Below are 12,493 nucleotides of genomic sequence, written 5' to 3'. Positions count from 1 at the left end.
AGGTGGAGCGGGATTTTTTAGCCAACAGGTCAGCACAGTTGGGCTTGAAGCTAGAAAAGCCTTGGTGATGCCTGACCATCCTCAGTTGAGCCTTGTCCAACAATGTCAATTGCTCCAAATCGCTCGTTCCAGCCTCTACTATCAGCCGAAAGCTCCTGTGGATGAGGAGTTAGAGTTATTGCGCTTGATTGACCAGCAATACCTGGAGACCCCGTGCTACGGCAGTCGCAAAATGGCTCTATTCCTGCAACCGTGTGGCTATCGCATTAATCGCAAACGCACGCAGCATGACTCATTCTTCACGCTAGAGTTGCCGCGATTGCTAATTCAGCGCTATCAAGTCCATCTGATCGTTTATGAACCCGCAGAAGAGGTGATTGTCTTATGGAAAAAGTAGAACGCTATCGGCAAATCATTCAAGAACTGCTACAGGAATACAGTGAGATCAGAGCTAGCAACGAAGAAGTTGAGGCAGAAGCAATCTTCGATACAGTACGCGATCACTACCAAGTTGTCCATGTTGGCTGGGCGAATAAACGCCGCGTTTACGGCTGTGTTCTACATCTAGACATCAAAGATGGCAAAATCTGGATTCAGCATGATGGCACAGAAGGCGGTATCGCGAATGAGCTAGTCGCAAAAGGCGTACCCAAAGCAGACATTGTGCTGAGGTTTCATTCTCCCTTCAAACGACAATTTACCGAGTTTGCGGTGGGATAACAATGGCAATAACCAACTTTCAAGCAGCGAAGGACTATCTCAGGTTTTTGCCTGTTTTACAGGATTTACCCAAACGTCCGTTTCTGCTGCTCTATGACTCAGAAGCAGATGTCCTTTACATCGACTTCTATAGCCTACCCAAACCTTCTAGTAACAGCGAACTGACCGACAATGATATTGTGATTCGCTATGACGATGAGGAGGAGATTGTTGGATTGACTATTCTCAATGCCAGTCAACGATGACCCATCAATCTGCTAACATCGCTGGAGCCAAAAGCTTAACCGCAGCAGAGCCAGCCTCGTTGTACGCGAAAGGTTTATCGAGAAGAAAATCAAGATGGTTTTGTGCTCGCTGCGTTTTCAACCCGCAGGCAAATATAGCCGTAACTGGGAAAGTGGTGCCTGTTAGATGACAACAAGTGGTATCTTACGAAAGCAGCCCACTCAAAACTCCAGATTCTTATGGCCCTAGCGGTAATTCGCAGTCTATTGATTAGTTCAATTGGTTCGGGGATGCCTGCTTCCAATGACGCTCCTGATTGCCAAGTGAGGAACTGATTATGAAGCGACTGCTCTCAATTTTGGTCAGCGCGATTATCCTGGCGGCAATTTACTGGAAGATTGACTTTGCTGGGCTGATCCAGGTGTTTCGTGATTGTGACCGGCTCTGGATGATGATCAGCTTGGGTATGGTGGTGCCAATTACGATGATTACGGCTTGGCGATTGCAGCAGCTCATGCCTGTAGTCGGACAATTAAGTTTTGGGGAGGCAAACCGATTAATTTTGGCAGCTAGCGTTTTGAATATGGTGCTGCCGTCTAAAATGGGTGACATTGCCAAAGCCTATTTTATGCGAGATCGAGGGCATCTTAGTGGCTCCTTAGCGCTCTCGTTGGTGGTGTTCGAAAAGGCTTGCGATATGCTATCGCTGTTGCTGTGGTGCGCTTTTGGTCTGTTGCTCTACCCCCGCAAAGACTGGTTGTTTGCCATCATGACCGTGAGTGTAGTAGTGGGGTTAGTCCTGGGCATAGCACTGCTCAGTGTTCCTCAGTTTGCCCGATTTTTCTTCGACACCAGCCAAAAGCTAGCGCCTAAAAAGCTGCGAGCTAAATTGGGTAAACTCAGCTACTCCTGGCAGGAAATGCACGACTACTTCTGGCGCGACAAAGGCAACCTGGGCAAAATTACCGCAACGTCGATCTTCTTATGGTTTCTGCACCTGCTGCAAATTTGGTTCTTTATCTTGGCGCTCAACGCTTGGACGCCCTTTCTCACCAGTTTGGCCTTGTCACCCCTCGCCATCTTGGCTGGACTGCTGCCCCTCACCTTTGCCGGGGTTGGCACTCGCGATGCAGCCCTAATTGCCTTCTATGCTCCCTACTTTGATGCCGCCACGGCTGCTGCTTTGGGGGTACTGTGCACCTCTCGCTACCTGCTGCCTGCCCTTGGGGGGTTACCGTTTTTGCATCAATATCTGGCAACGGTGCAATCAAGCACGACCCGCTTGAATAATCGTTGAAGCATTGCAATTGCTGTCTAGAATCTTCGATTTATGTCCGCAACTCGTCTCTACCAGTTCCTTACCGCTAAACCCACCCGGACTCAAATCTGGCTTTGGCTGGGATTGAGTCTGCTGGTTTCATTGGTCTACAGCGTTCCGGCTCTGCGAGAAGCCTGGAGCGGCGAATATGTAATCCAAGATGATGCGCGACAGCATGTGTTTTGGATGCGGCGATTTCTAGATCCGGACTTATTTCCCCAGGATTTGATGGCCGACTACTTTCAGTCGGTTGCGCCCTGGGGTTATGCTAGCCTGTACCGCTTGTTTGCCTGGTTCGGCATCGATCCGGTGGAATTGAGTAAAGTACTACCGCTGATTCTGGGGCTAATTACTACAGGGTTTTGTTTTGGTGTCGCCCTAAAAATTTTACCAATACCCATTGCTGGATTTACCGCTGCCACCTTACTAAACCAAAATCTCTGGATGCGTGATGATCTCAGCTCAGCCACACCAGGGGCTTTTTTCTATCCAATTTTTTTGGCGTTTTTATATTATCTGCTGCGTTGTTTGCTAATACCTTGCCTGTTTACGATAGCATTACAGGGACTGTTCTATCCTCAGAGTGTGTTTTTATCGGCTGGTATTTTGCTGTTGCGATTACTAGATTGGAGCGACATCACGAAGCCGCGGCTGAATCACAGCCAAATCCGCTTCAGCTCGATCGGCTTAGGAGTCGCCTTTTTGGTAATGGTGCTTTATGCCTTCAAATCATCTGAATTTGGTGCCGTAATCCGCCTAGCTGAAGCCAAAACCTTACCAGCCTTTGCTCCCACTGGCTGGTCAGCCTATTTCTCTGATAATTTTGTGCAGTTTTGGCTATGCGGCAAGCGCAGTGGCATGATCCCAACTGAATGGTGTGATTTGGCGAAAGACCAGCAGGATATAGCCCGTCCATGGCTGCTAGCACGGTTCCCCTCCGTTTGGTTGGGGTTACTGTTTCCAGTGGTGTTGCTGGCTCGCAATCACTTTCCGTTGGCCCAGCGGTTGACACACCATTGGCAAGTGCTTTGGCAAGCTCTGTTGGTATCAATTGGGCTATTTCTAATTGCCCATATTCTAGCGTTTCGATTGCATTTACCGAATCGTTATACCGAACATAGCTTTCGGATTTTACTTGCTTTAGCCGCAGGCATGACGCTAGTAAGTTTATGGGATAGGCTGTTTCAATGGTGTCTGTCTAGAAAGCCAATGCTAGCCACTGGCCTGACGGCCCTACTCGCTGCCACCCTAGTGTTCTATCCCTACAGTTTGGAAATCGATCATGAACCCTTTCCGGTGACGGGCTATGTGACGGGCGATGCTCCTAGCCTCTATCGATTCTTTGCCAATCAACCCAAAGATATTGTAATTGCCTCGTTGAGCGAAGCAGCAAATCAAATTCCTACCTTTTCCCAGCGGTCGTTGCTAGCGGGCGGCGAAGGCTATCTACTGCCCTATCATCCCCAGTACTTTCAGCAGCTCAGCCAGAAGTTGCTCGATACCGCTCAAGCCCAATACAGCCCCGATCTAAACCAGGTAAAAGCGTTTATCGACCGCTATGACGTAGATTTTTGGTTACTGGATCAGGAATCCTTCCAGCCTGACTTTAACAATCCCAAATCCTATCTGACTCAACTATTTGCCCAATTCCCTGTCGAGACTCAGCCAATCAAAGCCCAGCTTGCAGCGGGGGTAGTTCCAGCTTTGTCGCAAATTCCAGCCGCCTGCTCAGTTCAAAGAGATGGGTTTCGAGTGCTGAGAGCGAGATGCATCCTGAAACAGTGAACAAAATAGCGCAGTGAACAAAATAGCGAGCAAACTGTATTAATTCCTTTGGGGGAGGTCATTTCAGCAGAAGTTTTGGAGAATGAAACAATGTCACCTACAACATGGGAAGTGCTATGAATTTACTACGCATCCTACTTGCCATTCTTGTTCCTCCCCTAGGAGTTTTTCTCACATTTGGGTTGGGTCCCACGTTCATCATCAATCTGCTGCTGACGTTGTTGGGATGGCTCCCAGGTAGCATCCATGCCGTTTGGGCAATCATGAAGCATGAACAGCAACTAAATCGTCAACTCTAGAGCGCCAACTCAAACATATTGAGCCTAGATGGCGAAACTTACGTGCTTGGCTTGAACGAGAACTTAATCCAACGATAGCAACAATCTAATAGCAATCTTGTTTGTCGAGCAGGTGGGTAAATCTATCCACCTGTTTTAGGTTGCAACAGTTTTCTAGTAGTTTCATTACTGGCAATTCCCTAGATTGTGTGTCGAGAGATCGTACATCGAGGACACGCCAGCGAATTACCAATATTGGGGCTGCTTTACCCAAAAAAGGGGTAAAGCCTAACTTTACCCCGCAGCTACTGTGTAAATCCAAGCTATAAACCCAATCAGTCAAGGGACATCAACCTAAAAGATTGAAAAGAGTTGAATTAGATAATGCCTGTGCCTTTACCACGACTGTCGTGGTCTTCGGTCAATTCACCCTGCTTATCAGTATCGTTCACTTCGGATATTTCTTGAGCACGTTCTGCTTTGAGTTCCTCCTCTTCCTGGCGCAGGTCACCCGGCTCATTGACATACATTTCCGGTTCAATTGCAAAGTTGTTCACCAACCCTTCTTTGTCAACTGTGTAGCCAGCGGATGTGTCTAAACTTTCGTCTTCAGCTTGGTGAGGAGTATGCTTAAATGCTTCACCTTCACGTTCTTTCCGGGCTGCGGTTTCTGCCGGAACAATGTGAGCGTCATAAGTATCTACAGAAACATCTTCATGTGTGCTCATAGTTTATACATCCCAAATTCTGCAATGTTATACGCTTATCATCTCCTTAAACCCGATTTGCTTCGTCTATCAGGAGTTAGAGATATATGTTAAGAAAAATACAATTTCTCTATCCTTTGGTCTCTACTTCTGGACTTAGCCTGACCTCTGGAATCACTAATATTTATGACGGGTAGTCGGATACTCAAACATCAAAAAGTCTAGGCAGAAGCTACCTAGACTAGGAAATTCAGTTTTCACTTATGTACTTCGCTCTCTCGTCATTCCGTTGACTTATAAGAATGACGAATCGGAATTGCAATTAACCTAGTCAATTGCTTTCTTGACCTTATCTTTTACGTTCTCGACTGAATGACGCACTTCGGCTTCGGCTTGCTTAGCCTTACCTTCAGCTTTAGTTTCTGGATCACCAGTTACGTTTCCAGCAGCTTCCTGAACTTTACCTTCAACGTTCTTAGCAGTTGCTTTTGCTTTATCTTCTGCGCTCATAATTACCTCGTGTTATAACGGTAAACTACATTAGTAAAGTGCAATACCTTTAATGTAGCGAGCGATGCTATTTAACCAATCCCTCACGCGGTAGATTAGCAGTTCACCTTAAGGCTTAGAATTTTGGGTCACCTAGAATCCCAAATCACTTAGGATCTCAAATCACAGAGATACAAGAGACACAGAGGTCGCACTTTATCCAGCAACAATAAACCCGCTGCACCGGGCAACGGGCTTGGTGAACGATGCACCTGACAAGCTAAAGCAACTTGATTAATTAGGCAAATCAACCAATTAAACCAGAACGCAAAGCCAGTACCGCCGCTTGAGTGCGGTCATCGGCACAGAGCTTGTTGAGAATGTTGCGAACGTGGGTTTTAACGGTGCCTACAGTGATATAGAGCTTTTCAGCGATGGCGGCATTGCTGCATCCAGCCACTATCAGCTCCAATACTTCTAATTCGCGCTCTGTCAGCGGATAGTTTTCTAAAAGCTGCTCGTATTCAGGTTCAACTGCGCCAATCGAAACCTTCTTGGCTGCCTCTACCTCGGCTCCCGATGGAGCTTGCCGCACTTGCCGCAGCACAATCGTCGCAATGGCCGGATCAATCCATGAGTTTCCGTCATAGGTTGCATTCAGGGCTTCTACGAGACGATCCGTACTGATATCTTTCATGCAATAAGAGTCAGCACCCGCCGCAAATGCAGCCAGCACCGAGTCCTCGCTGTCATGCATCGTCAAGATCAAGATCTTGGTTCGCTGGTCGCCGGCTTCGGCATGGGCCTGTTTAAAGCGGCGTGTTAGCTCAATGCCATCCATATCAGGCAAACCGATATCAACAATAGCCACATCGGGCTTGGATGCCTCCAGCAACTGTAGCCCTTGTCCGGCATTGGCTGCTTCGCCTACCACGCGAATTCCCTCTTGTCGCTGTAAGGCAGCCTTTAAACCGACTCGTGTTAAATCGTGATCTTCAATTAATGCGACGGAAATTTCACCCATTGCTCCTAACCCATTGCTCCTATCCGATGAATACCTCTTCTAGAAGAGACTGATCAGAATTATGGAGGATATTGTCAGCTGCTGCCTCCACCAATAGAGGTAAGAATCAGTTCGGTCTAGCAACCATTCTCCTACTCCAGGTATAAAAAGCGCCTGAATTTGCCATTCATTCTGACTTTAGCCCATACCTCTAACCCCAGATTGAGGTAAACGCAGGCGACTTTTCGACAAAATTGTACTATCAGTAACAAAACTTTAAAAAATGGGGGATTGGAAGCTGGCACCTCTAGATTTCTGAATTTCTGAGTCAACTCTGCTGCATTCCAGACCTAGCCTAGATGTTCGCTCGCATTCGAGCTTGGGAAATTACAGTCGATTTTGCAAGGGTTATAGGAACAATGTTGCGAGTCCTGATCATTGATAACAAAACTAATGTCAAAACGCTGCAATCTAGCCTGCATTTATTGCTAGAGGGGCTAGCAGGTAGTGACCTACCCATCGAAACGATTCCAGTTTCTGACTTAGCCACGGCATTGGCCCAACTAGAGCATCACTCATTTGACTGTGTGCTCTGGCATCTGCCTCAGAGCGAGGCCATGTCGTTACAGTTGCTGCATGAGGTGAAAACAACGATGCGTCCGGCCCCAATCGTTGTTCTGATTAGCGACTGCGCCGATTCGCAGCTACTAGAGCAATGGCGAGAAGCAGGAGTATGGGATGTTTTGCCACCCTCTCAGCTCACATCAGAATCGCTCAGTCAAACCTTGCGCTGCGTTATGCGGGTGCGGCAGGCAGAGCAGCAGTATCACTTCGCGAGCGAACGACTGCGGCGAAATGACCAGCTTCTCTGGTACCAGCAGCAAAAACTTGAAAAGCAAGACCAGCAGATCCGACAGCTCCAGTCGCAGCTTGTGGAAGCCACCAAAGTGAAAGGCCAGTTTCTAGCAATGGTCTCCCACGAACTGCGGACGCCCATGAATGCGATTTTGGGTTTTTCCAAACTGCTATGGCGGACGCAAGCAGCCCTTAGTGCCCGGCAGCGCGATATGGTGGAGCGAATTCTGGCGAACGCCGAACAGTTAATGGCTGCGATTGACCAAATCCTTAATTTCTCCAAAATTGAAGCCGGTCAGCTTGAACTGCATCCTGAGGCGCTCAATCTAGCGCATTTGATTCGGGCGATGGCGACAGAACTGGCAGAAACTGCTACTCAGAAGGATTTGGCCCTCAATCTCCAGCTCGATTTGGCAGATCCCATTGTTGTCACAGACCCGACCAGTTTGCAGCAGGTGATCTTTAATCTGATTGCCAATGCGCTTAAATTTACCGCGACCGGCTCGGTCACAATCGAAGCGGCGGAAGTAGGTGCGGATCGAATTGCAATTGTGATTCGCGATACGGGCATTGGCATCGAATCGGCAGAGCTAGACCACATCTTCGAGCCGTTCCGTCAGGTGGATCAGTCAAATACGCGCCACTATCGCGGCATTGGGTTAGGGCTAGCGGTGACAGCCGCGCTGGTGCAGCAACTGGAGGGTACGATTACTGTCAAAAGTCAAGTTGGTCAAGGCTCGGAGTTTCGGATCGAGTTACCGCGTCGGATTCACCAATCGAATCACCAGCCCAAGCAGTTTAAAAATTCGGTTTCGGCAGCTCGTTTGACAAGTTCTCAGAAAACAGCTTCTCTGAATCCGTAGTTACCTGCAGCGATACTCGCTATGCTCATTCACGAACTGTGATTCTGCCTGTAAGTTGCTTAACCTATAAGTTGCTTAAAGTTGATATGAAATACCCCATTTGGCTCCTGTTGCTAGGCTGCGTTAGCTGTAGTTCACCGACCCTCTCCCAAACTCCGACCTCTGCTCCTAGCCCCATCTCCCCAGCCCAATTAACCCAAGCCGCTCCTGTACCGGCGGCTCCAGTGGCAAATTCCAGTTTGGCGCAGGTTGTGAGTCCGCCTGCAAACCAGGTAGACCGGGCCACAATTCAACAGGATTATGCCGCTACAACACCACTGCCCACGACCGGCAGAGTGACAGTACGGGACCATATCCGCAATCTCGATCCCAGCCGCCTGATTGTCAATTGTCCAGCAGATTCGGCTCCCTATGCCTTTGCCGAAAGTAGCAACTACGAAATCCAAATTTGTTCGGAAGAATACGACCCCTGGCAACCCAAGTATTACATCAGTCAGGCCAAAGATCGCAGTAGTGGCCTACGGATTACGAGTGCCAATCCCGAAGAAGCCCGTCAGCTAGTCTTTCGGAATCAGGGCTACACCTATGTGATCTATCGGGATGGTGCTCGCCCAGACCAGATCAATGCCTATCTAGAGGTCTACGGTCCCAATGGCGATAGCTTTGCCGAAGCGTTGCTCTACCTCTACGAAGCAGGACCAGCCCCCACCGCAGGTAGCTCGTGGCTCAGGTGAACAATTTGAAGTTTGGTCTTGAACTTTCTAGCAACCGCTCTCTAGCAACCGCTCTCTAGCAGCCAATTAGCATTCTCAACAATCGCTTAAGCATCACCATCCGACATCAAAGCCAGCGCTTCTTCGGTCGCATCCCAGGCCTCATCCAGGATTTCAGCCATCAACGGATGGTGATAGCGCACTTCATCAGCTAGCTTAGACAGCTCATCAGCAAGATGTAGCAATCGCGTTTCGGCAATTTTCCGCACCTTAAGACGTTGAGAAATGAAGTCAGGGCTATGTTTTTTGACCGTAACCGGCGGCAGCGTTGGGTAGAGTTCGGCTGAGGCATCTTCGATGAGAGCGTCTGCGGACGCATCGTCAGTTAACTCTGGGGTAGCGACGGGTTGAGAGGAATAACCTCCACCAATGTCAGAATTAATCAACTTATTTAAAGAACGCTGTGAATTCATCAGATTTTTCCTCTTCCTTAAAGCTTGTAAACCCTTACCGCAACCTAGACGCTACCTAAACAGAATTATCGAAGTTCGCAAAATCCTTGCAAATTCTATTGATTTTGACTTTTGAAAATGCCTTTCCCATCACCTAGCTTGACAAACGCATGTACAGTCAATTCTGAGAAAAGGTTAATATTTATTATTTTGTAACTTCAGATACTACTACAAGCAGGATTCCCGTAATTGCCAAATCCTCGCGATCTAGTCAACAAATCTTGACTTCCGGAATTTTGCGGTTGAGGTTCATTTAGTCTTCACATTGCGCTTGCCCTAGTTCTAGATCGACAGGTTTACAATCACCTAGGAACGGGTGCTGGCTGGTCAGCGTCAATGCCCCTTAGAGCCTAGCTCAACGTCAATTGCAATCAATCTCACTCAGGTCAGAGGAGTAGTGCTGATTTGGGTAGGTCAGGCAGGACGAAAAATTGAGAATAAGAGCCAGCAAACTGATCGGCAGCTAGTTTGGACTATTAAAGCGAATCCATGACAGGGCGCAATCGTCACCTAAATCGTGATTTACCGGAAACTCTTTATACGCCAGAGAGCCGCATTCGCCATCCCAAACAGTTGTGGCGTGATATGAAACGGGATCTGCTGGCATCGCGTGAGCTGGCTTGGCGGCTGCTGGTGCGGGATTTGAGTAGCCAGTACCGACAGTCGCTGTTGGGAGTGTTTTGGGCCTTTGTGCCGCCGATTGTGGCTGCGATTGGGCTAACGCTGGCCAACAATGCTGATATTTTGAATATTGGCGAAACCGATCTGCCCTATCCGGCCTATGTCATGTTCAGCATGGCGCTGTGGCAGACCTTTGTTGAATCGCTTACGGGGCCGGTGCAGGCGGTAATTGCGGCGAAACCCATGTTGGCGCGAATCAATTTTCCCCGCGAGGCAATTATTTTGTCCCAGTTGGGTCAGGTCGGCTTCAACTTTGGAGTGAAGCTGATTTTGATTACGGTCATGTTTCTCTGGTTTCGGATTCCGATAACCTGGACGGTGCTGCTGGCTCCGGTGGCGCTGGTTCACCTGATCGCTTTGGGAACGGCCATCGGGCTATTGCTGGCTCCGCTCGGCACGCTGTACGAAGATGTGACCCGTGGGTTGACGCTGGTAACGAGCGCCTGGCTGTTCTTTACGCCCGTGATCTATCCACCGCCGCAGAGTGGTTTGTTTGCCCTGCTGGTACAGTGGAATCCGGTGACGCCACTGTTGGTGACGGTACGCGAGTTAGCCACAACCGGAGTCGTCTCGTCTCCCGTTCACTTTTGGCTAGCCAGTCTGCTAGCGATGGGAGGCTTGCTGATTAGCTGGTTGATTTATCGTATTGCCATGCCGTTTGTAATCGAGCGAATCAGCGCATGATTGAGCGTTTGACAAATTACCCGGTGCCCAACTCGCCATCTAACCATTGGAACGATCTCCCTGCTGACTCGTCGTCTGACTCACGGCTCGGCCAACCAGAGAGCAGCGAGATTGTGCTGTCGGTGCAGGGGGTTTCCAAAAAGTTCTGCCGCAGCCTCAAGCGGTCCCTGTTCTATGGCATCCAGGATATTGCCACCGAGCTAGTGGGTCTGCGTCAGCCCAATCCCCAGCTCCGCTATAACGAGTTTTGGGCGCTCAAGGATGTCAGCTTTACCCTCAGACGCGGCGAAGCGCTGGGCTTAGTAGGAGCCAACGGCAGCGGCAAGACAACGCTGTTGCGGATTATTAGCGGTTTAATTCGGCCCGATACCGGCTCGATCTGGCTGAAGGGGCGGGTCGCGCCACTGATTGCCCTGGGAGCTGGCTTTAGCCCGATCTTGACCGGACGGGAAAATATCTACGCCAACATGTCGATCTTGGGCCTATCCAAGTCAGAGATTGACGCCCGGTTTGAGCAGGTGGTCGAGTTTGCCGAAATTGGGGACGCCATTGATGCGCCGGTGCAGAGCTACAGTTCCGGGATGGCGGCTCGATTGGGATTTGCCTGCGCCATTCATACCGATCCAGACATTTTGCTAATCGACGAAGTGCTAGCGGTGGGCGATGCCAAGTTTCGTTCGAAGTGCGAACGCAAACTGGCCGAACTGCTGCAAAATGGCACCTCGTTTGTGCTGGTCAGCCACTTTTTTCAAGGCATTCTCAACACCTGCCATCAGGGTATTTACCTCTCAAAGGGCAATCTGGTGGCGGCTGGCAGTGCCCGCGAAATTATGGACCTCTACGAGCAGGATCTGTTTTCGATTAAGCGGCAAGCAACCCGGTTTCCCTTGGCCCTGCCCGCAAAAACCGCGACGGAAAGCACGGGGGCCGATTTGGCCTTGATTTACTTCAAAGATGCCAAAGCTGAGTTGATCGAAACTCCTGTGAGTGGCGAACCGCTGTCGATTTGTGCCCGCTGTCTGGTGCGCTGCCCGATTCAAGCTGCCAGCCTGTTTGTGGCGATCTACCAGCCCGCCAAAGATAACAGCTTGGTGCTGCACCTCAGCAGTGCCTATGACCAGGAAACTTTTGCAGTCGAAGCGGGCGAGTATGAGCTGCGGGTGGACTTGCCCTATCTGGGACTGCTGCCCGGTTCCTACACGCTGAGTGTCTATGTTAAAGACGGCTCGCTTTATATGCTAGATGCCCACGAGTCGATTCCTTTTACCGTGAATGGCTCGGACAAGCTGAATCGGGGACAGTACTATCAGCCGCGCCAATGGCAGATTAGTAACCTAGATTAGAATGCAAATAACTGTTCGCTACTATTTGCCACTAATCAATGCAACGAACGACGCGCAAATAACTGAAGCTGCTGATGCAGAGGGCGCTGACCAACTAACACTCTTGTCCCTTGAATTATATTAAAGTACACCTTTTTCCTGTACCTCAGATTATTAGCTTTAAGAGACTGTTTGTAAATGAATTTTAAGAGGCTAGAATCGACTTCACATCTGATCCTCCCTAACCCTCCTTAAATAAGGAGGGAACCGAGTTAAATCTCTGAAGTCCCCCTTTTTAAGGGGGATGTAGGGGGATCTCAATCTTTGTTTACAAACAA

Annotated in this window: 14 protein-coding genes; 10 read left to right on the top strand and 4 right to left on the bottom strand. The window is 49.2% G+C overall.

What is annotated here, in order from left to right:
• The first annotated feature begins 67 nt into the window (after positions 1-67).
• The 6 genes from HJG54_RS21600 (at position 68) to HJG54_RS21575 (ending at position 4,347) form a co-directional block, all read left to right on the top strand.
• Complete coding sequence (locus HJG54_RS21600; protein WP_316431338.1) at positions 68-397, top strand: hypothetical protein; 330 nt, start codon at positions 68-70, stop codon at positions 395-397.
• Positions 385-720 carry a XisI protein gene (locus HJG54_RS21595; protein WP_316431337.1) on the top strand — a complete coding sequence of 112 codons (336 nt, stop codon included), beginning with the start codon at positions 385-387 and terminating at the stop codon, positions 718-720. The genes HJG54_RS21600 and HJG54_RS21595 overlap by 13 nt, the downstream gene beginning before the upstream one ends.
• A 2-nt stretch (positions 721-722) precedes the next feature.
• Positions 723-965, top strand: a complete 243-nt coding sequence (locus tag HJG54_RS21590; protein WP_316431336.1) for a DUF2283 domain-containing protein — start codon at positions 723-725, stop codon at positions 963-965.
• 317 nt (positions 966-1,282) lie between these two features.
• Positions 1,283-2,242 carry a lysylphosphatidylglycerol synthase transmembrane domain-containing protein gene (locus HJG54_RS21585; RefSeq protein ID WP_316431334.1) on the top strand — a complete coding sequence of 320 codons (960 nt, stop codon included), beginning with the start codon at positions 1,283-1,285 and terminating at the stop codon, positions 2,240-2,242.
• Between the two features lie 33 nt (positions 2,243-2,275).
• Positions 2,276-4,048, top strand: a complete 1,773-nt coding sequence (locus tag HJG54_RS21580; protein ID WP_316431332.1) for a hypothetical protein — start codon at positions 2,276-2,278, stop codon at positions 4,046-4,048.
• 116 nt (positions 4,049-4,164) lie between these two features.
• Positions 4,165-4,347, top strand: coding sequence for a YqaE/Pmp3 family membrane protein (locus tag HJG54_RS21575; RefSeq protein WP_035998359.1), 183 nt, complete (start codon positions 4,165-4,167; stop codon positions 4,345-4,347).
• 356 nt (positions 4,348-4,703) lie between these two features.
• Here the strand turns inward: HJG54_RS21575 and HJG54_RS21570 are convergent, their stop codons facing one another.
• From HJG54_RS21570 to HJG54_RS21560, 3 genes are all read right to left on the bottom strand, one after another.
• Entirely contained in the window at positions 4,704-5,054 is a 351-nt protein-coding gene (locus HJG54_RS21570; RefSeq protein ID WP_035998356.1) for a hypothetical protein, read from the bottom strand.
• 306 nt (positions 5,055-5,360) lie between these two features.
• Positions 5,361-5,543, bottom strand: coding sequence for a CsbD family protein (locus HJG54_RS21565; protein WP_211628022.1), 183 nt, complete (start codon positions 5,541-5,543; stop codon positions 5,361-5,363).
• A gap of 286 nt (positions 5,544-5,829) precedes the next feature.
• Entirely contained in the window at positions 5,830-6,546 is a 717-nt protein-coding gene (locus tag HJG54_RS21560) for a response regulator (RefSeq protein ID WP_035998350.1), read from the bottom strand.
• A 398-nt stretch (positions 6,547-6,944) separates the two neighbouring features.
• Between HJG54_RS21560 and HJG54_RS21555 the strand changes: the two genes are divergently transcribed.
• Both HJG54_RS21555 and HJG54_RS21550 read left to right on the top strand, forming a co-directional pair.
• A complete protein-coding gene (locus HJG54_RS21555; protein WP_316431330.1) occupies positions 6,945-8,243 on the top strand; it encodes a HAMP domain-containing sensor histidine kinase in 1,299 nt (432 codons plus the stop codon).
• An 86-nt stretch (positions 8,244-8,329) separates the two neighbouring features.
• Positions 8,330-8,977: a hypothetical protein gene (locus HJG54_RS21550; RefSeq protein ID WP_316431328.1), complete on the top strand. Its 648-nt coding sequence runs from the start codon at positions 8,330-8,332 to the stop codon at positions 8,975-8,977.
• 86 nt (positions 8,978-9,063) lie between these two features.
• On the opposite strand, the gene HJG54_RS21545 is transcribed toward HJG54_RS21550, so the two are convergent.
• Positions 9,064-9,429, bottom strand: coding sequence for a hypothetical protein (locus HJG54_RS21545; RefSeq protein ID WP_316431327.1), 366 nt, complete (start codon positions 9,427-9,429; stop codon positions 9,064-9,066).
• A 528-nt stretch (positions 9,430-9,957) separates the two neighbouring features.
• Between HJG54_RS21545 and HJG54_RS21540 the strand changes: the two genes are divergently transcribed.
• Both HJG54_RS21540 and HJG54_RS21535 read left to right on the top strand, forming a co-directional pair.
• Positions 9,958-10,833, top strand: coding sequence for an ABC transporter permease (locus HJG54_RS21540; protein WP_316431325.1), 876 nt, complete (start codon positions 9,958-9,960; stop codon positions 10,831-10,833).
• Positions 10,830-12,176, top strand: a complete 1,347-nt coding sequence (locus tag HJG54_RS21535) for an ABC transporter ATP-binding protein (RefSeq protein ID WP_316431323.1) — start codon at positions 10,830-10,832, stop codon at positions 12,174-12,176. The genes HJG54_RS21540 and HJG54_RS21535 overlap by 4 nt, the downstream gene beginning before the upstream one ends.
• The last annotated feature ends 317 nt before the right edge of the window (positions 12,177-12,493 follow it).

It is taken from the genome of Leptolyngbya sp. NK1-12 (assembly GCF_032598965.1).
Taxonomy (GTDB): domain Bacteria; phylum Cyanobacteriota; class Cyanobacteriia; order Elainellales; family Elainellaceae; genus Elainella.
The sequence above is the reverse complement of the archived record's forward strand: the minus strand, read 5'-3'. Positions and strand labels throughout refer to the sequence as shown.

Excerpts from the sequence above, each read along its gene's own strand:
- HJG54_RS21585 (WP_316431334.1), top strand. The coding sequence starts at position 1,283 with ATGAAGCGACTGCTCTCAATTTTGGTCAGCGCGATTATCCTGGCGGCA.
- HJG54_RS21550 (WP_316431328.1), top strand. The coding sequence starts at position 8,330 with ATGAAATACCCCATTTGGCTCCTGTTGCTAGGCTGCGTTAGCTGTAGT.
- HJG54_RS21565 (WP_211628022.1), bottom strand. The coding sequence starts at position 5,543 with ATGAGCGCAGAAGATAAAGCAAAAGCAACTGCTAAGAACGTTGAAGGT.
- HJG54_RS21535 (WP_316431323.1), top strand. The coding sequence starts at position 10,830 with ATGATTGAGCGTTTGACAAATTACCCGGTGCCCAACTCGCCATCTAAC.
- HJG54_RS21595 (WP_316431337.1), top strand. The coding sequence starts at position 385 with ATGGAAAAAGTAGAACGCTATCGGCAAATCATTCAAGAACTGCTACAG.
- HJG54_RS21560 (WP_035998350.1), bottom strand. The coding sequence starts at position 6,546 with ATGGGTGAAATTTCCGTCGCATTAATTGAAGATCACGATTTAACACGA.
- HJG54_RS21580 (WP_316431332.1), top strand. The coding sequence starts at position 2,276 with ATGTCCGCAACTCGTCTCTACCAGTTCCTTACCGCTAAACCCACCCGG.
- HJG54_RS21570 (WP_035998356.1), bottom strand. The coding sequence starts at position 5,054 with ATGAGCACACATGAAGATGTTTCTGTAGATACTTATGACGCTCACATT.
- HJG54_RS21575 (WP_035998359.1), top strand. The coding sequence starts at position 4,165 with ATGAATTTACTACGCATCCTACTTGCCATTCTTGTTCCTCCCCTAGGA.
- HJG54_RS21600 (WP_316431338.1), top strand. The coding sequence starts at position 68 with ATGCCTGACCATCCTCAGTTGAGCCTTGTCCAACAATGTCAATTGCTC.
- HJG54_RS21545 (WP_316431327.1), bottom strand. The coding sequence starts at position 9,429 with ATGAATTCACAGCGTTCTTTAAATAAGTTGATTAATTCTGACATTGGT.
- HJG54_RS21555 (WP_316431330.1), top strand. The coding sequence starts at position 6,945 with ATGTTGCGAGTCCTGATCATTGATAACAAAACTAATGTCAAAACGCTG.
- HJG54_RS21590 (WP_316431336.1), top strand. The coding sequence starts at position 723 with ATGGCAATAACCAACTTTCAAGCAGCGAAGGACTATCTCAGGTTTTTG.
- HJG54_RS21540 (WP_316431325.1), top strand. The coding sequence starts at position 9,958 with ATGACAGGGCGCAATCGTCACCTAAATCGTGATTTACCGGAAACTCTT.